General features: G+C 51.0%; 19 protein-coding genes and 1 pseudogene. 3 read left to right on the forward strand and 17 right to left on the reverse strand.

Translation table 11 applies throughout. The features are described from left to right. Positions 1–52 precede the first annotated feature (52 nt). Positions 53–1,174 carry a toprim domain-containing protein gene (locus tag V3C20_RS04755; protein WP_130084087.1) on the forward strand — a complete coding sequence of 374 codons (1,122 nt, stop codon included), beginning with the start codon at positions 53–55 and terminating at the stop codon, positions 1,172–1,174. A 2-nt stretch (positions 1,175–1,176) separates the two neighbouring features. After that, positions 1,177–2,643: a DUF3987 domain-containing protein gene (locus tag V3C20_RS04760; RefSeq protein WP_130084086.1), complete on the forward strand. Its 1,467-nt coding sequence runs from the start codon at positions 1,177–1,179 to the stop codon at positions 2,641–2,643. Positions 2,644–2,881: 238 nt separating this feature from the next. Here V3C20_RS04760 and V3C20_RS04765 read toward each other — a convergent pair whose 3' ends face one another. The 13 genes and pseudogenes from V3C20_RS04765 to V3C20_RS04825 all read right to left on the reverse strand — a co-directional run. Next, the gene (locus tag V3C20_RS04765) at positions 2,882–3,658 is read right to left on the reverse strand and encodes a type IV toxin-antitoxin system AbiEi family antitoxin domain-containing protein (protein WP_130084085.1); all 777 of its coding nucleotides are present in this window, start codon (positions 3,656–3,658) and stop codon (positions 2,882–2,884) included. Further along, positions 3,658–4,581 carry a hypothetical protein gene (locus tag V3C20_RS04770; RefSeq protein ID WP_130084084.1) on the reverse strand — a complete coding sequence of 308 codons (924 nt, stop codon included), beginning with the start codon at positions 4,579–4,581 and terminating at the stop codon, positions 3,658–3,660. The genes V3C20_RS04765 and V3C20_RS04770 overlap by 1 nt, the downstream gene beginning before the upstream one ends. A gap of 131 nt (positions 4,582–4,712) precedes the next feature. Beyond that, positions 4,713–4,844 carry a hypothetical protein gene (locus V3C20_RS04775; RefSeq protein WP_256151000.1) on the reverse strand — a complete coding sequence of 44 codons (132 nt, stop codon included), beginning with the start codon at positions 4,842–4,844 and terminating at the stop codon, positions 4,713–4,715. Next, positions 4,831–5,316 carry a hypothetical protein gene (locus tag V3C20_RS04780; RefSeq protein ID WP_130084083.1) on the reverse strand — a complete coding sequence of 162 codons (486 nt, stop codon included), beginning with the start codon at positions 5,314–5,316 and terminating at the stop codon, positions 4,831–4,833. The genes V3C20_RS04775 and V3C20_RS04780 overlap by 14 nt, the downstream gene beginning before the upstream one ends. Positions 5,317–5,344: 28 nt before the next feature. Next, on the reverse strand, positions 5,345–5,503 hold the full coding sequence (locus V3C20_RS04785; RefSeq protein WP_153812558.1) for a hypothetical protein: 159 nt from the start codon (positions 5,501–5,503) through the stop codon (positions 5,345–5,347). A 9-nt stretch (positions 5,504–5,512) separates the two neighbouring features. Further along, positions 5,513–5,812, reverse strand: a complete 300-nt coding sequence (locus V3C20_RS04790) for a hypothetical protein (RefSeq protein WP_130084082.1) — start codon at positions 5,810–5,812, stop codon at positions 5,513–5,515. 45 nt (positions 5,813–5,857) lie between these two features. After that, a complete protein-coding gene (locus tag V3C20_RS04795) occupies positions 5,858–6,709 on the reverse strand; it encodes a DUF932 domain-containing protein (protein WP_161981352.1) in 852 nt (283 codons plus the stop codon). 585 nt (positions 6,710–7,294) lie between these two features. Next, positions 7,295–10,420 carry a type I restriction endonuclease subunit R gene (locus tag V3C20_RS04800; RefSeq protein WP_130084080.1) on the reverse strand — a complete coding sequence of 1,042 codons (3,126 nt, stop codon included), beginning with the start codon at positions 10,418–10,420 and terminating at the stop codon, positions 7,295–7,297. Next, the gene (locus V3C20_RS04805) at positions 10,420–11,166 is read right to left on the reverse strand and encodes an abortive infection family protein (RefSeq protein ID WP_130084079.1); all 747 of its coding nucleotides are present in this window, start codon (positions 11,164–11,166) and stop codon (positions 10,420–10,422) included. The genes V3C20_RS04800 and V3C20_RS04805 overlap by 1 nt, the downstream gene beginning before the upstream one ends. After that, positions 11,163–12,500, reverse strand: a complete 1,338-nt coding sequence (locus tag V3C20_RS04810; RefSeq protein WP_130084078.1) for a restriction endonuclease subunit S — start codon at positions 12,498–12,500, stop codon at positions 11,163–11,165. Before V3C20_RS04810 ends, V3C20_RS04805 begins: the two co-directional genes overlap by 4 nt. Next, positions 12,490–14,058 carry a class I SAM-dependent DNA methyltransferase gene (locus V3C20_RS04815; RefSeq protein ID WP_130084077.1) on the reverse strand — a complete coding sequence of 523 codons (1,569 nt, stop codon included), beginning with the start codon at positions 14,056–14,058 and terminating at the stop codon, positions 12,490–12,492. The genes V3C20_RS04810 and V3C20_RS04815 overlap by 11 nt, the downstream gene beginning before the upstream one ends. Positions 14,059–14,152: 94 nt before the next feature. Continuing rightward, the gene (locus V3C20_RS13435) at positions 14,153–14,323 is read right to left on the reverse strand and encodes an integrase core domain-containing protein (protein WP_343160560.1); all 171 of its coding nucleotides are present in this window, start codon (positions 14,321–14,323) and stop codon (positions 14,153–14,155) included. Between the two features lie 24 nt (positions 14,324–14,347). Then, positions 14,348–14,978, reverse strand: a pseudogene (locus tag V3C20_RS04825) (type I restriction-modification system subunit M N-terminal domain-containing protein); the annotation flags it as partial. 287 nt (positions 14,979–15,265) lie between these two features. On the opposite strand from V3C20_RS04825, the gene V3C20_RS04830 reads away from it, so the two are divergent. Then, positions 15,266–16,318: a restriction endonuclease gene (locus V3C20_RS04830; protein ID WP_130084076.1), complete on the forward strand. Its 1,053-nt coding sequence runs from the start codon at positions 15,266–15,268 to the stop codon at positions 16,316–16,318. Between the two features lie 69 nt (positions 16,319–16,387). Here the strand turns inward: V3C20_RS04830 and V3C20_RS04835 are convergent, their stop codons facing one another. The 4 genes from V3C20_RS04835 to V3C20_RS04850 all read right to left on the reverse strand — a co-directional run bounded on the left by V3C20_RS04835 (position 16,388) and on the right by V3C20_RS04850 (position 19,661). Beyond that, a complete protein-coding gene (locus tag V3C20_RS04835) occupies positions 16,388–17,257 on the reverse strand; it encodes a PD-(D/E)XK nuclease family protein (protein ID WP_130084075.1) in 870 nt (289 codons plus the stop codon). Positions 17,258–17,259: 2 nt separating this feature from the next. Further along, positions 17,260–17,907 carry a hypothetical protein gene (locus V3C20_RS04840; RefSeq protein ID WP_149873768.1) on the reverse strand — a complete coding sequence of 216 codons (648 nt, stop codon included), beginning with the start codon at positions 17,905–17,907 and terminating at the stop codon, positions 17,260–17,262. A 79-nt stretch (positions 17,908–17,986) separates the two neighbouring features. After that, positions 17,987–18,892: an ankyrin repeat domain-containing protein gene (locus V3C20_RS04845; protein WP_130084073.1), complete on the reverse strand. Its 906-nt coding sequence runs from the start codon at positions 18,890–18,892 to the stop codon at positions 17,987–17,989. A 31-nt stretch (positions 18,893–18,923) separates the two neighbouring features. Then, positions 18,924–19,661 (reverse strand): GYF domain-containing protein, encoded by a 738-nt coding sequence (locus tag V3C20_RS04850; RefSeq protein WP_130084072.1) that lies wholly within the window; start codon positions 19,659–19,661, stop codon positions 18,924–18,926. Positions 19,662–19,665 lie beyond the last annotated feature (4 nt).

The following is a 19,665-nucleotide window of genomic DNA, read 5'->3' on the forward strand; positions in this document are numbered from 1 at the left end:
ATCCTCGAATATCCTACCAGATCACAGCTGCCGGGCAACCACAAAGAACACAATGTTTATTGACTATCAAAACATCAAGAAAGACCTGACAGCATTCAACGCTACCTTGGCTCGCATCTATAAAGAAAGAGGGCGTAGTCTGTACCTCAACGAACTCTATAGTAATCACCCAGGGCATCAGCAGACCGTTTGTTGTCCCATTCATAACGATCATAATCCATCCTGCTCTTTCAGCGTCATGGAGGACGGAACTATTCTGTTCAACTGCTTTGCTTGCGATGCAGCAGGAACAATTTTCGACCTGGTGTGCGCGCACAAGCAATGGACGATGCAGGAAAATTATTCCGACATTATCCGTTTCATCAAGGAAAGTATGCAGTCGGATAACGATTTCTCCGCAATTCCTGAGTTACAACCCGCAGTTAAGGCTGTCATATCCAAGGAAACACAGCCTCTAACCAATATTGAGGAAATGGGATGTGAAAGCCTTCGTATGGCTATTTTCCTAGAACACCTCAAGGTCCAGCGAATGGCGCTTATTCTTGGTTTCGCTGAAGAAACCCTGATGTACATGGCCGCCAGGCCATGGTATGCATTAGGCTTAAGCCCGGAAGGAGGGCTTTGCTTCCTCTATACAGACGAGAATGGAAAGTATATCGGAGTCAAAGCTCGCTTGAAAGAACCCTGGGCTACGCACTTTGGATTCAGTATGAATGGGAATCCTTACACCATTCCCGGTCCTACTGACAGCCCTTTCATGAAAGTTTGCGGGACAGTAACCATGTGGGGCATTCATGCCATCCCTGGGTCTACCCACTGCATTATTACGGAGGGAGAAACCGATGCCATCGCTGCCATGGATGCTATTCTTCACTCGGGCATGCCTGAAAAAGAGTTCCCTGCTATCGTCTCCATTAACGGTGTGAAGAGTTTTAATCCTGAACGGGCGGAATATTTTCGAGGTAAGCATGTCCTTTTGGCCTTTGATGCAGACGAGGCAGGAGAAGAAGGGAAAGCCAAGGCGACGAGTCTCCTGGCAGGTATTGCCGCTTCTGTTCACGCTTTAATATTGCCCAACGGTAAAAAGGATGTTCGAGAGGCCAATATAAGCCACCAGAACTATTTGATCGGGGAGATTCTTTCTTTCACGGCGATCGGAAAGGAGGTTATCTGATCATGCAACAGCTCATTCCGCCCAGTGAACCACAGCGCCCCGATATTTCGTTCCCAACGGAACTATTGCCGGAAGTTTTGAAAAGAACCGTCCAAAATATTGTCGATGCTTTTCGCGTACCGGAAAACATTGTAGGCGTCCAAGTTCTTGGCCTGCTCTCGGGATGTCTCGGGAAAGTCTATTCCCTGCAATTCAATGGAAACAGGGTCCGATCCAATCTGTTTTTCCTGATTGTTGAAGGCTCTGGAGTAGGAAAATCGCGTCCTATGGATTACCTGAGAAAAGTCATCACAGAAATAGAAACAGCCAGGGAGTATTCCCTGGCGACACAAAAATCTCTGTGGAAACGGGAAAAAAAGAGGCTCGATGAACAATACCGCAAACTGGAGGACTCAATGCCACGACCATCTCCGGATTTACAGGAAGAGGCAATGCAAGAAAGAGCCGACCTGTTACTCAAAATTCATTCTCTGGAGCGGCGGCTTGCCTGCCATGGTGATATTACCATTGAAGACATTACCCCGGAGGCTTTAGTCCAAAAATTATCCGATTCACCAGACCAATCCTTATTGTCAGCTTCATCCGAAGCTCGTGAACAAGTCAAGAAAGTCATGGTGGGGTATGGCGGTAACAATCTGTCAGGAGAAAAACCATATCTGGCCGGCTTCAGCGGCGATGAGATCAAAACAGACCGTATCGGGCGATCGGGAGACCGGGTCAACAGTCCATGTCTTGCCCTGGTATGGGCAACCCAATATGACTCCATGGAACAAGTCCTGGGGGATGAAGGAATGCTTCAATCCGGATTCATGGCCCGTTGCCTGGTCTCCTCAAGCTTTCGAGATCTGGAACGGGGACAAATCGTTACCTATGAGCCAAACAAAAATCCGGACCCCGACCTTAACGGATGGAACGCCCTGATCAAAAATATTTTAGCCCGTCGACCCGTAATGGTTGATGAATCGGATACGATTTCTTTTGTAGAAGCTAAAGTAGATAACCCAGAACTGGTACTAAATGCAATTTGTGATCTGAAAGCCCTGTGTGTGACGTATCATGCTGAAGTAGAACATGAGGCACGAATCATGGAAATAGCTTACCGCTTGTTACTCGTACTGGCTGTGGCAGACCAGCCGGATAAGCCTGTCGTAACAATCGACCATGCCCGTTGTGTTCGCGAACTTGTCAGACATTTCCTCTCATGCAGAAATCGTTTGACGGGCGACTCCTTCCATGACCGACTTCGTACATTACTGGGATACATTTACAAGGAGGCTCAGAAGAAAAACTGGCCCTTGAATGGAAAGGCTCCCATACGCAGCGGACAGATTACGCGGTCAGGCAAGGTTAAACTCGACGACATCAAGGAAATGGCCCGCTTGTTCCCAGGTGACTTGCGCATCGAAGAAACGGATCGTTGCGATTCCTTTCTGGTGTACCTCCTCCAGAAGGAACTCCGGGGTTGTTGAAACGGAAAAATATGACATAACAAGCTATGAATGAATAACTACAATACTCCGTTTACTACAAGGGAGATACCATCTATTATATTATTTCATATACTAAATATGAATTTATCCAGGTTCCCCCCCTTCGTAGTTCAGGGAGTTCTGTAGTTGTTCATTATCAATAATCAAGAAAGACAGCAATATTTCTGAAGGTTGGACGGTGTTTCTTAAAAAACGCCGTCCAACTTTCCATTTACATTCAGGAAAGCCCGAAAGGCATATAACGGGGGAACTCCCGTTCCAGCTCTTCCGGCACCGTGATCTTGAAATCGGGGACGTACATTCCCGGTGTGTGCAGAGAATATATGCTATTCGACAGAACTTTCCGGACAACCGAGTCCCGGGTACAAGCCCATGCCCAATCCCGCGACACCTTGGAGGCAAGGTAGAAGAACCAGCGCTTGACCTTTTCCCTCTGGCAGCATTCCAGAACCTCCCCCAGATCATCCATGTCCATTTCCTTCAGTTGCTCCATGGCCCGGATGATGATACGGCAATCATCAAGATTCCCGATCATGTCAATGCTCTCAAGCAATGCCCGGGCAGGAGTAGACCAGTACAGTCCGTCACGTTCGATGATACCGCAACATTCATCAAAAAAGTATTCGTCGTTGAATATTCTGCATGGAACTGTCTGAATCCGCCCCGAATAATTAAAAGCATTCGGATACTTTCCTGCTTCCCGGTGATCAAACAATTGTATTCGCTCCGGTTCGGGAGCTCCGAGCAGAAGGTGCAAAATGGTTCGCCCACCTATGTGGCAACTCTGCGATTCTTTCTGGAATGTTTTCAGCGCTTCATACAGACAGAGAGGAACGTGACGAGCCCAGACTCCGTACCCGTAATGGACAAGAACACCTTCTTTCCCGGCACGGGTCAGATCCTGGTTGGTAAAGCCTCGCTGCCTGAGTTCCTTCGTCGTCATCACGGCATGGACAGGCAGCTGGTTCATTTTCTGCATTTTCGTCATCTTCATTATTGTTCCTGGTTGGAGGTGAGGGGAATCGGTTCCCGGGGGATGTCGTTCATGTTGCGGTTCAGAGCTTCCGCTTTGTTCCGGGCAAGTTGTTCCAGCTCCTGCTTCATCGTATCCCCGAGGCTGATCAGTTGACCAAATCCATCGGGCTTGACCTGATGCGCTGCATTGACGGCGACCTGTCTGATGACAGGACCCAGGGGATGCCGGGAGCTGTTGGCTATGCCCATTCCGGTTGCCATGGCGGCCCGCTCCAGCATGTCCCGGCAGATCTTGTCCGTTTTCTCGGCATTGTTTCCCTGGGCATAGGGGCTGGTCATTTGCAGCCCGGCAAGGAAGGCCGTCTGCCTGACGGTACTGTTGAATCCAGTCCGGAGAAGCAATTCCCTGTTGCCCGCCGCGTCGAAATAATCGGGACGCAGTTCGTCGATTCTTCCATTGGGGTAGACAATACCGGAGAGGTAGGTTTGTTCATCCCGGCGATCCCTGACATTGAAGAAGAGTTCTTCGTGAGCACGGATAATCTCCCGGGAGATACCGCTGATGCGACTGATTTCATCGTAATCGCATCCGTCATTCAGGAGGAGGGCGTGAATAAGATTGCGTGCCCCTGCTGCCATCTCGCCTGAAAGAGCGATGGCTTCCATCAGGACGGCATTGTTTTCTTTACCCATGAGGAGTTTGATTGTTCTGCGTATTGTCTGTTCCTTGAACCAGGCTGGCGGCATGATTTCTTCCCGGGCATATGACCTGGCGATGATCCAGCCGGCATCGGGACGTCCCAGCAAAGTCTGAATCCTCCTGATTCTATTCGCCATCTCCAACGGGATGACCTGGAGAACGGGATCATCATGATCCGGGGAAAGCCATGTATCGGGATGAGGGACCAGTGGGGCGATTCTTTCTATGATTGCGCGTTTCACGAAGGAATTTTAATACTGCACTAACAAAAAGCAACACATTGATATTCAGCTTGAAAACAAAGTATTTTCCATGCCTGACAGCTAAAAAACAGCTCTCCTTCATGATGAAGAAGAGCTGCTGAATGTCGGCCTTATCCGTCCCTGGCTTCCAGCGTCCTGACGATTGCTTCGGCTCCACGCTTGTACACGGTCACGGCCAACAGCTCTCCGTCGCGGAAGACGGCCCAGAAGCGGGTGCCCTTGTACTTCTCAATCGTCAGCATCAGGCAACACCTCCTTTCCGGGATGATGGCGGGAATCGAGCAGATGTCTCAGTACGGCCCCGATATTGGCTTCGTACATGTCACGTGTGTGTTTGTTGCAGGCTATGGCATACAGGCAACGGGCATCAAGGATGTCGATGCCTTCACCGCAGAGCCGGATGCAGTTTTCAAGGGTAGTAGCCAGCTCCGTCTCCGGAATCGGCGAATCCAGCAGGATGCTTTCGTCTTCGTCCAGAGACTTCTGCTGTTCTTCCGTCAATTCCGGGAGATTCACCAGAGCCGTCATGGACGGGCCGTGAATCGTCAGCTTGCTCAACCCCAGCGAAGGATCGTTCTGATGTCTGCTGCAAAGCGACACCGCCTTCTCGATCCGGGCCAGTAGCTCCTCGTCCAGTTCCAGATACACATACGGAGCGTCCGTATCGTATCCGCTCGTGGAGCGCAGTTGCGCGATGATGGGCATCGTCTTCATGTTTCGTTCTCTTCCTTTCCTGTCAGAGTTACTTGCGGAAGAAGGCGATGACGCCCAGGATCAACAGCACGGCGAGCAGGTACGGAGCTACGGCCACCAGAGCCGACAGGATGCCGACGACGACAGGCCCCAACAGACACAGCAGTACGAGCACTACCAGGGCGATCATGATGACTTTCATGTTCATGGCCGTGCCTCATGCGGGAACTCTTGTCCGGGATGATCGACGAACCGGAGCGGCAGCGGACACCCATTGCCTGAGCGCCTGCCGTCCGGCATAGGTAATCAGCCAGCAGTCGGGACGAAGCAGGAATTCCTCTTCCTTCGTACGGATGATGAATTCCCGCCCTGCCAGACCACGGACGGCATGCCTGACGCTCTCTTGTTCGATGCCACGGCATTCCGCCATGATCTCCTCGTCACTGCGTTCGAAGTCGCCGTGAAGGTACAGCAGAATGGACAGCTCCAGCCCGGTCAGGGACGAAGTCCGTCTCATACGCTTCACCCGCAGATGATGTTTTCTTCTCATGGGCATCTCAGGTCAGTTGTTCAAGGTATAGCTGTCGGCCAGATCCCAGAGCTCCCGGTTCAGGCGCGTATTGCCGTCAATACCGTTGAGAGCCCGCAGGGAACGGCGGCGATAAGCACCTTCCTTCTGGGGCTTCAAGGGAACGCCTCCCCGGATCAGGTTTTCCTGAACCCGGTTGAAGCACTGCCAGACGGTAGCCGGTCCTCCCGCCGTAAAGCCGATGTCGTTCCAACGCCGGGGAGACAGAAGAGCTTCGGGACGTATCCTGTCTTCGTAGTCGTCTCCCAGGCGCAGCCGGGCCGCTTCATGAACGAAGTCCACCTGTCGCTTGTAGGGTAGTTCGACTCCCTGCATGCGATAGATGTCGTCCATGATACGGGGCGTTTCAGAGGCCAACTGAAGACTGGCGGCGATCACCTCGTCCCCGGCATGGCCCATGTGGCGGATGTTGATCGCGGCAATACGAGCCCCTACAATCAGACCGTTGGTACAGACCAGCCGGAAGATCCCGGCCATGAGCTGGTAGGAGCAGCTGCCGTTGTGACTGTTGATCATGACCACTTCGATACGCTGGTCACGGTTGTGTTCCAGCACATCCCGGTGGGTGAAACGAATCAGATGTTTGCGGGTGGGGGTGCCGTCCGGTTTCCGGGTACGCTGTTCCTGGGCTCCGACGACGAGAAACCCGGCTTCTTCCATCTGGTCGAGCAGGGAGTCGGAGGAGACGAAGCGGTATTTCTCCGAGCGGCTCTCGTCCTCGCGGTCGGCGAAGACGGAGGGTGCGACACGTCGGATCTGGACTCTGTCCAGCGGGCTGTTGTCGCGGTTGCGATAGAGTTCGCGTGTGGATGTATGAGTATTCATGTTCATTGATGGTTGGTTTGTTGCAACAAAAAGCCCGCCTCCCGGAACAAAGCCGGGAGGCGGGCACTGGCAGGAAGCAGAGAATCTACTTCCTCATGGATATATGACGCGGGGAGAGAGGGTTTTTCAGATGAGTGTATTCAAAAATGGATACTTATTTTATTGTGCAATAACGGCGTAATGCATCAAAATAACCGTTAAGTGCCCTTAACGAGGTGATCGTTCCATTAGACTGAGTTCTGGATGTCGATGTTTTGCAGGGTTTGAGAACTCTATCCATGAACTGCTGGCTTTAAGTAGCTTGTATCGGAAGACAGGTTCAATCGGTTTTTCCTGATTTTTCCAAGCATCGATCCACTCTGGCAGCATGGCTTTGAGTCTTTTTCTGCAGGGTGGGTCCATGGCAAACAAGAGTTTTTTTGAGAATTTTGGGCTCTCTTGTTTTCAGAAAATAATTTCTGCTGCGTTTCTCTTTGACGGGCTTTTCTTTTGTCGTGGAGAGAGCTCTGATAATTGTCTTAGTGACTTATGCTAGCCCTTGTCTCCCGCTAATGCTCGTCATTTTTGAACGACATGCTATTGATTTTATTTAACCCACTCAGAAGACAAGGCTTCTGCCTGCTGAAGTACCGTTTGTACCGCAGAATCCTGAAGGTCGGGAGGATAACCATATTTGCGTAATATTCGCCTGACCAAGACACGCATGCGAGCGCGAGCCGATTCACGGTGCGCCCAATCCACTGACACGTTTTCACGTAGACTCGTTAACAATTCTTGAGCGATTAGGCACAGCTTCTCGTCGCCCATCATTTGCACGGCGCTTTCGTTTTGGGCAAGCGCATCGTAAAAGGCGATTTCTTCATCAGACAAACCGGATTCCTCACCTCGCTGACGAGCTTCGCGAATGTCTTTGGCCAATTGGATCAGTTCTTTTAGCACCTCTGCGGTAGTGATCGCGTTGGCATGATAGCGCGCCACAGCGTCTTCCAAACGTTCTGAGAAAGCCTTGGTTTGAACTACGTTGGTCTTGCTGCGAGAGCGAATGCCGTCATTGAGCAATTTGCGTAAAGCTTCCAGCGCAAGGTTCTTTTTCTCCATTTGCTGCACTTCGGCCAGGAATTCGTCAGAGAGGATGGAAATATCCGGACTCTGTATACCAGCTGCAGCCAGAATATCGACAATCTCGGTTGAGACTACTGCTCGGCTGACAATTTGCTGGATGGCCAGCTCGCGCTCTTGATGGCTTATTCCGGAACTGGTGCTGCTCTTGACCAGTGCGGCGCGGATAGCCTGGAAAAAACCGACTTCCTCACGGATTTTCCGGGCTTCATCAGATGCGGATGCCAGGGCGAATGCCTTGGAAAGAGCCAACACGGCATCTTGATACCGACGATGCGCGTTCTTCTTGCCTTCCTCGGTATTTTCCCGTGCGGCCAGTTTTTGTTGCAGGTTTAGTATCCACTCAATAGCTCCAGCCATCATGACTAGTCGCTCCTGAGGGGTTCCATAAAGCGTCGAGAGGTAATCGAAGCCATGATACATATCCCGCAAAATTTCGTACTTCTCCATCATCACTGTGACGGCTTCCGCTTCGTCAACGCCAGTGTTTTCCTGGTCGTTTTTCGAATATTGCTGTAGTGCCGATTTCAGGCTCTGCGCAATGCCGATATAGTCCACAATCAGACCGGCGGGCTTGTCCTTAAACACCCGGTTTACGCGGGCAATGGCTTGCATTAGTCCGTGTCCTTTCATGGGTTTATCCACATACATGGTGTGCATGCTAGGAGCATCAAAGCCGGTAAGCCACATGTCCCGAACAATTACCAGCTTGAGCGGGTCGTTTGGGTCGCGGGCACGTTTGGCTAGGAGGTCACGTCGTGCCTTATTGCCAATGTGCTGTTGCCAGTCCTGCGGGTCACTTGCCGCGCCGGTCATCACAATTTTGACCGAACCTTTTTCATTATCAAGGCTATGCCAGTCGGGACGAAGCTTGATGATTTCCCTATACAGATTCACGCAAATACGGCGACTCATGCAGACCACCATGGCCTTGCCTTCCAAGGCAGCTACACGGTCTTCAAAGTGGGTGACCATATCTTTTGCCACCAGGGCAAGACGTTTGTCGCTACCCACCAACGCTTCTACCGTTGACCATTTCCTTTTCAGCCGTTCTTGCTCAAGTTCTGGGGAATTCTCTGTGAGTTCTTCAACTTCGGCATCGATTTTTGGCCTTTCATCTTCGTCAAGTTCGATCCGCGCCAACCGCGATTCATAATAAATCGGCACGGTAGCACCGTCCTCGACTGCGCGGCTAATGTCGTACACATCGATATAATCACCAAAGACCGCCGGGGTATTCACGTCGTCTTTCTCAATGGGCGTGCCGGTAAAGCCAATAAAGGATGCGTAGGGCAATGCATCTCGCATGTACTTGGCAAAGCCATATACTATTTTGCCGGTCTTCGCGTCTACTTTAGCCTTGAAACCGTACTGGCTGCGATGCGCCTCATCTGCGATGACCACGACGTTATCTCTTGTAGTGAGCGGTTCCGGAATTTCGCCAAATTTCTGCAAGGTCGTAAAAATCACCCCGCCCGATGCCCGATTCAAAAGCTGTTGCAAATTTTCCCGGCTGTCAGCCTGCACGGGCGTTTGCCGGATCAGGTCACGGCACATGCAGAATGTCGAGAAGAGCTGATCGTCCAGATCGTTACGGTCGGTGAGCACAACCAGGGTGGGGTTGGTCATGGCCGGATGTTTGATCAGTTGCCCGGCGTAAAAAGCCATAAGCAAGCTTTTTCCTGAGCCCTGAGTGTGCCAGATCACCCCGACGCGCTTATCGCCTTCTGGCGCGGTAGCCGCCACCGTGCTGTTAATGGCATGTCTTACTGCGTGAAACTGGTGGTAACCCGCAATAATTTTGACCAACCCTGAACCGGTCTCACCAAAAACCGTGAAGTTGCACAGCAGATCAAGGAGGCGTCCTTGCTCAAACACGCCTTCAATCAATGTAGGGAGCTCCGGTACGCCTTTGGGTGTTATGGATTGACCGTCAGTGGTGCGCCAGGGCATGAAGCGTTCAAGGTTGGCGGACAATGACCCCACCCGAGCGGCGGTGCCGTCCGAGATTACCAGTAGAGCGTTGGTGCTAAAGAGCGCCGGGATCTGCTGCTTGTAGGTTTGGAGCTGATTAAAGGCCCCGGCAAGGGTTGCATTGAGGCTGCCCGGCCCTTTCAACTCAATGACGCCGAGGGGAAGACCATTAACGAACACAACAACATCGGGTCGTCGGTTGCACTCTCCGCTGATGACGACAAATTGACTTACAGCCAGCCAGTCGTTTTGTTCCGGGTGTTCAAAGTCAAGAAGCTTAACATTCCCTGAAGTCAGGGTGCCATCCTCCGCGTAGTATTCAACATCCACACCTTCAGTCATCAGTTTGTGAATGCGTCGGTTCTCTTCAAGCAGGGATGGCCGTTCAGATTGGATCACCTTCTTTACAGCATCATAACGGGCCTCTTCGGGCACACCGGGGTTTAGACGGGCAACAGCCTCTTCAAAGCGTTTCTTGAGAATAGTCTCATCATGGCTCTCGCGCTCAGGACTCCTTCCATCAGGGCCGATATTTTCTTCCCTCTCGATACAATATCCTAGGGATTGTAACTGCTCCAACAACACGTGCTCCAATTCAGCTTCCGATAAAAACGTCATTATTCGTCTCCTTTCTCTTGTTCAAACTCCACGTCTACAGGCTTCGCTCCACGTGCGGCATTCAACGCTTCGACATAGGCTTCACGATCCAGTTGGTAAAGCAAGCGGCTTGCCTCAATGTTTAAAGTTATAATATCTGTGGAAGGCAGCATTACTCTTACGATAAGACTTCCTTCCTCGTCAATCTCGCATCCCAATGAAACATGTGAATCAACATGCGCATGCAAATGTTCAAAGCGCTCGTAGGGTTCGCGAGTCCGCACTAAGTCCAATTCAGCTTCCAAATACGCCTGATGCAAAAAGGTGACGATAGCATCAGCGGACAATACAGCCGAGCGACGGTGGTGCACAGACAACCGATTCAGAAAGCCATCGCGTCCATGACTGACTGGGCCAGCTGCATTGCGAAGATCACCAAGAGCAGTAGTCAGTTTGTAGTGCTGCGAAACCAGCTTAAGGAATTTGGTATTCTGGCTCTCGCCAATCTTTAAAACGCGTACCGCTGAAGCCACCCATTCGCCAAAGTCTAAACATGCACCTTTGGGTTTTACAGGATTGAGTGGTGAATCTAATTCATCAATTATGACTCGACAAATCACCTCAACGATAGCCTTGGCACAATCAATAGAGGCATCGTTATTCTCCTCCAAAGAGAGCTCCAGAGCCTCAAAAGTTTGCTGTAACATCGGTGCATCACGCCAATGCGCACAAGCTTCGCGAATACCAGGGCACCAGTCCTGAGTCATAATTCACCTCCCAATATACGTTCGACATCTTTGATGCGCAACTCACCGGAGATTAGCTTAGGCAATAACGTGTCACGGAGCTGGGCGAGAGTGCGGGTTTGGCGTTCGTTGGCTACAAGTTGTCTGTAAAGCGAATTTGCTAATTTTTCAAAACTCACTAGGACAGGACCAGAAGGAACGATAACAGGAATTGGTCGGAAATTGCTTTTACTGATTTCTTGGAATGTCGAACCGTTCGCATTGCCAATAATCGCATCCATATTTTCGCGACACCATAGAAGCACGAAAACATTAGACAGGATAGCATCGCATTTCATAGCAATAAACCCTTGATTGATTGCCGTTGGAACTTCAGTAATTGCTAAATAGCCAATTGGGGCGCGAGAAGAAAGCAACACTGTTCCTATTGGGAGCACTCCTGAGCTTATTTTTGCAAGGCCAGCATCCGTAATCATTCGGTCTGTATCCAGCAAAACCGGAAATTTCAAACTAGACAGGTCTTTAGGTGTAGCCCAGTGATGATGCCCCCCCTTCCAAAAATCAGGTTCCTTTGTGCTAGGTGTTGAACCACCACAAACAGACACTTCTGCACCGATCGTCGAATGATTCCACCCCTCTGGAACTCTCCCCAACTCCGAGTCGACCAAGCGATCGGGGAATAGATCGTAAAGGTGTGCGGGCAGGCCGGGCAGCGATTGGCCACGTTGCCAGCGGCCGTCCAGCTTGGCGCGCACCGGCTCAAAGTCCACAAACCAGGCCTTGAACAAAGCACGAGCCATTGCTTCCAGCGTTTCGTTCATGCGGCGGTTACATTCGATCTTGTCGTCCAGCGTTCCAAGGATATGGGCGATAGCGCGTTGTTCCGGAAACTCAGGAAATGTAATCGTTAGACGCTCTAACATTTCATTGTTAAGACTTGCTCGCGTGGACATAGTCGACATTGAATTGACCTCTGTACGAAATTTCGGGCTACGAAAGAAGTAACGAGCAAATTCTGGCACAATCTGTTTTCCTTTAGGTCGCAACCTCTTAGTAAAACCATTGAATGTCGCATCAGGAACATCCTCAAGGGCGACGCTACTCATAGCTAGCTCATCCAAAGTTTCACTTGTTCGAGTCAGAAAAACATCACCTCGCTCGACGGAACAGCGTAGCCGCTCCTGTTCCGTCGATTGAACAAGCTCAGTAAGCTGCTTTGGTACAGCTGAATTATAAAAAACATCCTTAAACGATAAAAAAGGAAATCCTGAGCCAAACTCAGACCGTGGCTTTGATAAGCCTGAGCAAAAGTCGTAAACCTCTGCTAACTTAAATGTTTGCCACTCACTCCCCATAGCCAAGCTCCTTCAAATTATCCTCTATGACCGCATCCAGCCGGGTTGCCTCTGCCCGCTGCTCCCGCCATAGCGTTGAGAGCCGCAGCATCTTTTCCTCGAAGGGCTCGCGGTCTTCTTCTTGTGCCGCCGCACCCACGTAACGTCCCGGCGTTAGCACATAGCCATGCTTGCGGATATCGTCTAGTGAGGCTGATTTGCAAAAACCCGGCACATCGGCGTATGCATCTGCTTCTTTTTCTCCTCGCCAGGCATGGTAGGTTTCAGCGATTTTTCCAATTTCGACGTCGGTCAGTTCACGCCGGGTGCGGTCAACTAATACGCCCATGTTGCGGGCATCGATAAACAACACTTCGCCGCGCCTGTCGCGCAAGGTGCGGTCGCGGCGTTTGCCGTTGGATTTGTCGCGAGCCAGGAACCACAGGCAGGCAGGAATTTGTGTGGAGTAAAAGAGTTGCCCCGGCAACGCCACCATGCAGTCCAGCACGTCAGCTTCAAGCATGGCTTTGCGGATGTCTCCCTCTCCGGACTGGTTGGAGCTCATGGAGCCATTGGCGAGCACAACGCCTGCCGTGCCAAAGGGCGCAAGATGGTGCACGATGTGCTGAAGCCAGGCGTAGTTGGCGTTACCTACGGGAGGCACGCCAAATTTCCAACGAACGTCTTCGCGTAGGCGTTCACCGCCCCAGTCAGAGATATTGAATGGGGGATTGGCCAGGATGAAGTCCGCCTTAAGGTCACGTAGTTCGTCCTTGTGGAAGCTGCCTTCGTTGTTCCAGCGAATGTCCGAGTCAATGCCGCGTACGGCCAAATTCATCTTTGCCAGTCGCCAGGTCGTGTAGTTGGACTCTTGCCCATAAATGGCAATGTCGCCGATGCGCCCGCCGTGCTCCTGCACGAACTTCTCCGACTGCACGAACATCCCGCCGGAGCCACAGCAGGGATCGTAGACGCGTCCTGAATACGGTTCGAGCATTTCGACCAGCACACGCACCACGGAACGCGGGGTGTAAAACTCGCCGCCACGCTTTCCTTCGGCCCCGGCAAACTGGCTCAGAAAATATTCATACACGCGCCCCAGAATATCTTTGGAACGACCGCTTTCCTCTTGCAACGCTATTCCGGAAATCAAATCAATCAGCTCCCCCAGCATTACCTTGTTCAAAGCGGGGCGGGCGTAGTCTTTGGGGAGTACGCCTTTAAGGGACTCGTTGTCCTTTTCAATAGCTCGCATGGCATCGTCAATGAGCGTGCCAATGGCGGGAAGTTTTGCGCTGGCTCGCAGGTGTGACCAGCGGGCTTCCTTCGGCACCCAGAATATGTTTTCCGCAAGATATTCGTCCTTATCTTCGGCAGCCAGGATATCTTCAGCTAGCAGGGATTTATGCTTGGCTTCGAAGGCATCAGATATGTACTTCAGGAAAATGAGCCCGAGGGCTACATGCTTGTAATCGCTTGGCTCCATGTTGCCGCGCAGTTTATCCGCCGCTTTAAAGAGCTCGGCTTCAAAACCAAGCTGTGCTTCATTTTTTTTGCTATCAAATTTTGCTTTTGCCATGCTTGAATGCGATTCTTGCTAGTTATGCTGGACTGTCTCCCCAAAGAAGTACCAGTTTATGAGTTACTGGTTTGGTGATTATTAATGTTGAGGGTTAATTTTGTCCAGCATAAAGGCTGGGAGGGTTGTTGCCACAGGAGGCGTGAGGTCGCTCTTCGTTGTGTTCCCGTCGCCATTGTTCCAGTCTTGTTTGCAAATGCTCCATGTTGTCAAAGATTTCACGATCCAGCAGTTCTCTACCAAGGCTGGCGTTGAGGTTTTCCACATAGCCGTTTTTCCGCAGTGGCCCATCCAGGCACAACGGATTATAACTGTGAATCGGATCATTCTCGTCAAAATACGGCCAATCTTCTTCCAACGTATCGCCGTTGCGCGTAACGATATTGTCCGGCAAAATGCCGCGCATGACGAGGTTCATGCGGGTAAGGTTGTACGTGTTTTCCTTGAGCTCCTGCATGGGAATAACCTTGATGAGATAGATCAGGTCTCGAATGGTCTTGGCACGCGCGCCGGAAGTGTTCCCCTGCTTGGATAGACCAGTCTCCAGCGTGGTAAAAAGCCCGAGAATATGTTTTTATGTGAAGGGTTGATCAAGCGGTTAAAGGCCAAAAGCGCAGTCATTACATGATCCGCTGAAAAGTCGCTGGCTTTGGCAATCCAGGTAGAGAACAGATGATCATAGGGGATGAAGTAGCCAATATTCTTCCGGACACTCTCGACTGTTTCACTATCCTCTTCCTTCAGATCGGAAAGATATTCATCTGTCCAATCGTTCTCCTTGAGGTGCTTGACCTCCTTGTCTGACAGTAACTTATAGAAGATGAATCCGAGTATGTAATCCTTGTATTCGTTGGCCTCGATCTTGGATTGCCTCTTATTGACGGACTCCCAATTTTTGCAGCGAGTTATTGCTTGTTCATAACGTGTTCCTGATGGATAGGGATACTCCCCATGTTGCTTGATAGCTTTCGATATCGATAGATTATTGCCGACTCAATGTTCGTTGATACGGTGCTGGTTTGCTACCCCCAGATACGACGATCATGAGGGAGCTAAGCCTTCGAATTAGTAGCGTAGACAGGTCATATTATCGAGAACAAAACCCGGAGTCTTCTCTGCAAAACCTCGACCGCATCCGTGACGGTGAGGAGGAAATAAAAGGGATTGCCCGGACAGAGAAGGATGGTAATCTATGACAATTCCTGTTATGAGCCGCCTTCTTGATTCTGTTTATTTACTTCTGCAAAAATCTGTATCTCCCATGCGTCCTAAAGAACTTGCCGCTGCACTCATCCAACGGGGAATGTGGCAATCTCAAGGAAAGACTCCCGACGCTACAGTCGGAGCGCGTATCTATGAGGATATCAAAAAGCATGGAAATCAATCCCGGTTCATCAAGGCCGCAGAAGGGCTCTTTAGTCTTAATCCGAACGTGAAAGTCGAATTGCCGGACCCAGGGGAAAAGGCAGGAAAGGCGGTTAAAAGGAAGCAGCCAGAGAAGTCAGCAGGTTCCTATTCTTTTTCGGACTGTGCGGAAAAAATCCTTCTTCACTTTTCCGGGAATGCGCCCATGCACTACAGAGATATTACCAGCAAAGCCCTGGAGTTGGGGTGGCTCAAGACGGAAGGGCTGACTCCCGAGGCCAGCATGTACGCGCAAATCCTGACAGAAATCCAGCGAAGAGAAAAACAGGGGAAGATCCCCCGCTTCGAAAAGTTGGGCAATGGAATGGTTGGGTTGACCATCTGGAAATCAACCGGCTTGGAACGTCACATTGATTCGTTCAATGATAAACAAAGAAAAGTCCTGATGGAACGGATGATGCAATTAACCCCGCAGGATTTTGAGGAATTGATTACTACTCTGTTGAGTAAAATGGGATTTTCCGAAGTGAGCAGGACTCCCTATGGCGGAGACGGGGGCGTTGATGTGCGAGGCATTATGACGGTACATGATGTCATTCATATCAAGCTGGCCGTACAGGCCAAACGATGGAAAGCCAATGTGCAGTCTCCTGTCGTCCAGCAACTTCGCGGCAGCTTGGGGACGGACGAACGCGGCCTGATTGTGACGACTTCCAATTTTTCCAGAGGCGCCAGGAATGAAGCGAGGCGCACGTCCTCCCATACCCCCATCGATTTGATTGACGGCGACCAATTGGTTTCTCTTCTTGTGGAATACAATCTGGGAGTCAGAAAGAATCGTTACCAGCTTCTGGAACTGACTCCTTCCTTCTTCTCTGATGAGGAAGAAATATAGATGTGACAGCTAAAAAGAAGCCAGCCACACCTGTTGGCAGGCTTCTGAATCGACAGCATCTCCATCCCTTTACTGCCTGCACCACCCGGAACATTCCTTCCTGTACTGGCACCAGGAGCATTGCATCCCGGGCTGGGGATGGAAACGTTCAGTAGTGATGCCTTCACAGGCAATCCTGTACAAGTCGGCGATGCGTTGCTTGCGCTGTTCGTTGGCTGGGTGAATCTTGACCCGGATCACCTGGGGCATCTTCGTCTTGGCCAGGTAGATCAGATCCAGCGACGGAGGCGTGTCTCCCGTGGCTTCTTCGATCATCATCTGGTAAGTGACCAGTTGAAGCTCGTGATCAAAGGCGGCGTGCCCGGCATCAGGTTTGGCGGCAGCGGATTTGTAGTCCACTGCCGTCAGGTCGTGCTGGACGAGGTCGATGACGCCTCGTACGGGAACCGACAGGCCGGGGATGGTAGCCGATAGGCCGACTTCCACTCCCAGGGGCATCTGTGAAGCAACCTCGTCGGAGGCCATGTAGGCCTTGACGGTGTTCCATGCACAGGAACGTATCTTCTTTCTCGTTTCTTCGTCGGCGTAGTCCACCGGGCCTTCCGTCTTCTCCAGCTCCAGAAAGTGGGCGGAGAAGGCTTCTTCCATGGCCGTCTCACTGCTGTCCTCTCCCCGCCACCGGGCGAGGTTGAAGGACTGAAGTGTTGCATGGATGGACTTGCCGACATGCAGGGCGACCGTCGTCGGTTTCTGTATCTGCGCCACCCTCTCGAAGAAAAAGCGCAGGGAACACGACAGGTACGATTTGACCGAGGAGGGAGACAGGTAGTTCGGGCGTACGGCAGAGGGAGAAGGAGTCTCCGGAGGAAACTTCTTCACCACTGCGATAGCCGGGTGCAGGGAGGATGAACGTATGGGACAGGTTACGGGGGCGATCATGGTCAGTACGGGTTGGAGTTGCCGGCATAGGCCGTGGCGGGACGGCGGGTGTAGTTGTTCCTGCCTGATGCCGAGCGTTTGGATGTCGCACCGGAGCGGTTCATCAGCTCGTCGATCAGCCCGGAAGCTTCCATGCGGTTGAGCATGGCAACGACCTTGTTGAATCTCCGGAAAGCCAGTTCGTTCAGGGCAGTGTCATCCAACCCGGCCTTTTCGGCCAGTTCCAGGATGAGAGACTGTTGCTTTTCCGAGCATTTCCATGCGGGAACGGTTGCGATAGAGGTCTCGGGAGCGCTTGCAGGCGGCGTTTGTCTCACGGATGATGTGGATGTCGTCTGTGAGCAGGAATCCCCGAAAACCGGTTTTTGAGCATGTTGTGAGCCGTAATGTTCATCGGGGACGAATCCTACCTGTTGGATCTGGGCATCGACGGCGGACTGAAGGGAGCCGTAGAGGCGTTCTGTTTCCGCAGCCAGTTCGGATGTGTGGGTGATTTCGGTTTCGATGGATACCTCGAACTGGTGGGAGGAATACCCGGGCAGTCCGAGGCGTTTGCTGTAGTTGGCGATGAGTTTGATAGCCATGATGGTGGTTCTTTCGTTGTTGATGGGTGGATATAGTAAAGCCGCCATGCCCCGGTATGGGAACATGGCGACTTTGTGAAGGATGACAGGCAGGTAAGAGCCTGTGTCTGGTATATATGACGGTGAGGGAGGTGTTATTTCATTGCTACTCTTTGGCCCCGGCTTCCCGTAGCAATTTCTCGCATTTCGTACAGTTATATCTGGTAGCCAGCATGAGAGCCGTGTTCCCTTCCTTATCTTCCATATTCACATTTACCCCGGCCGCTAACAACTCTTTCATGCATTCTCCACGGTCATGGCCAGAATAAGGACCAATCGCATACATGAGAGCCGTACGCCCGTCATTATCTTTAACATTCACGTTTGCTCCCGCTCCCAGCAATGCTTTCACACTGTTTGTAAGCTCATTATAAGTAGCCCTCATTAAAGCCGTTTTTCCATCTTTATCCTTCACGTTTACGTCCGCACCAGCTTCTAGTAATGTTTTCACACAGTCCGGATACTTATCCTCAGTAGCCCACATGAGAGCTGTTCTCCCATCCTTATCCTGGGCATCCACATTTGCTCCTGCTTCCAGCAATGCTTTCACACTGTCTGTACGTCCATTATAGGCAGCTTCCGTGAGAGGCATTTCTCCTTTTTTATTCTTTCCGTTTACATCTGCCCCGGCTTTCAGCAATACTTTTACACAATCTGTATATCCTCTATTAGCAGCCAATATGAGCGCCGTATCCCCATTCTTAGCCTCCATGTTGAGGTCTGCCCCAGCGTCTATCAATGCTTTCACGCATTCCGTATGCCTACTATCAACAGCCCATATTAGAGCTGTATCCCCATCTTCTCCCTTCGCATCTACACGCGCTCCGTCCTTGATCAATTCCGTTACCCAATCGATATTCCCCTCTTTGACAGCTTTCATGAGAACCGTATTTCCTTTCGAATCTCTTTTATTGGCTTCGGGATTATCGGTTTTTCCACATGAGGAAAGGAGTAAGGTGGGAATCAACGCAAGAACGGCAACGCGACCGATTCGATATATTTTTGTATTCATATGTTTATGTGTTAGAATCTTTTCTTTCTGGTTACCACTTCATAGGAAAAGGAGACGTTTCGTTATACTTTCTATGATAGTAAACCGGGTTTGCCAGCCACCATATGCCTTGAATGAGAGCAAGGATGAATTCGGAAATCCATAAAATCCCAAGCGCCGGATTAGGATTAATGAATGCAGCAACAATGATCACAATATATATGATCCCCCATCCCCAGCTTCCATTGTAGAATTTATGAGCGCCAACGGGCCACAGGAAAATAGCCAGCAAACCTGCAATGATACTGCTTTTATGTCGCCCATGAGCATGGACGGACCGAACGGGTGCAGCCTGTGTTTCTCCTCCTTTCGCTCTGGAATGCTTCCGGAACGATCCAAAGCTTTTGAATATAAAAACCGCACCTATTAACATCAAAGGACCCAAGAATTTCGCTTTGGGCCATAAGTTGATGCAGATCACGCAAATCACCATTAAACCGGCTCCTATTGCCATATGTAACCATGCATCCTGAAGGAAGGGAGAGGTTTTCCTTTCCTGACCATTGTTTAGTGCAATGGGCAACGGAGGAGGCGTTGCTGTTGGTGGGGGAGAAGGGGGGGCCGCACACCAGGAGAACGCATCTTCGCAAGCTTTCCATGTTGCCCAGCCGGGAGTCCATACCAAGGAATTCGGCGGAAGCTTCCTATCCTGATATAGTTTCTTCAATTCTTCTTCCGAGAACGGTCCTTCCTGCGTGCCATCGGGACGTGTTATATGATAATCGTTCATGATT

Origin of the sequence: Akkermansia sp. RCC_12PD, assembly GCF_036417355.1 — a bacterium.
In the GTDB taxonomy this organism is placed as follows: domain Bacteria; phylum Verrucomicrobiota; class Verrucomicrobiia; order Verrucomicrobiales; family Akkermansiaceae; genus Akkermansia.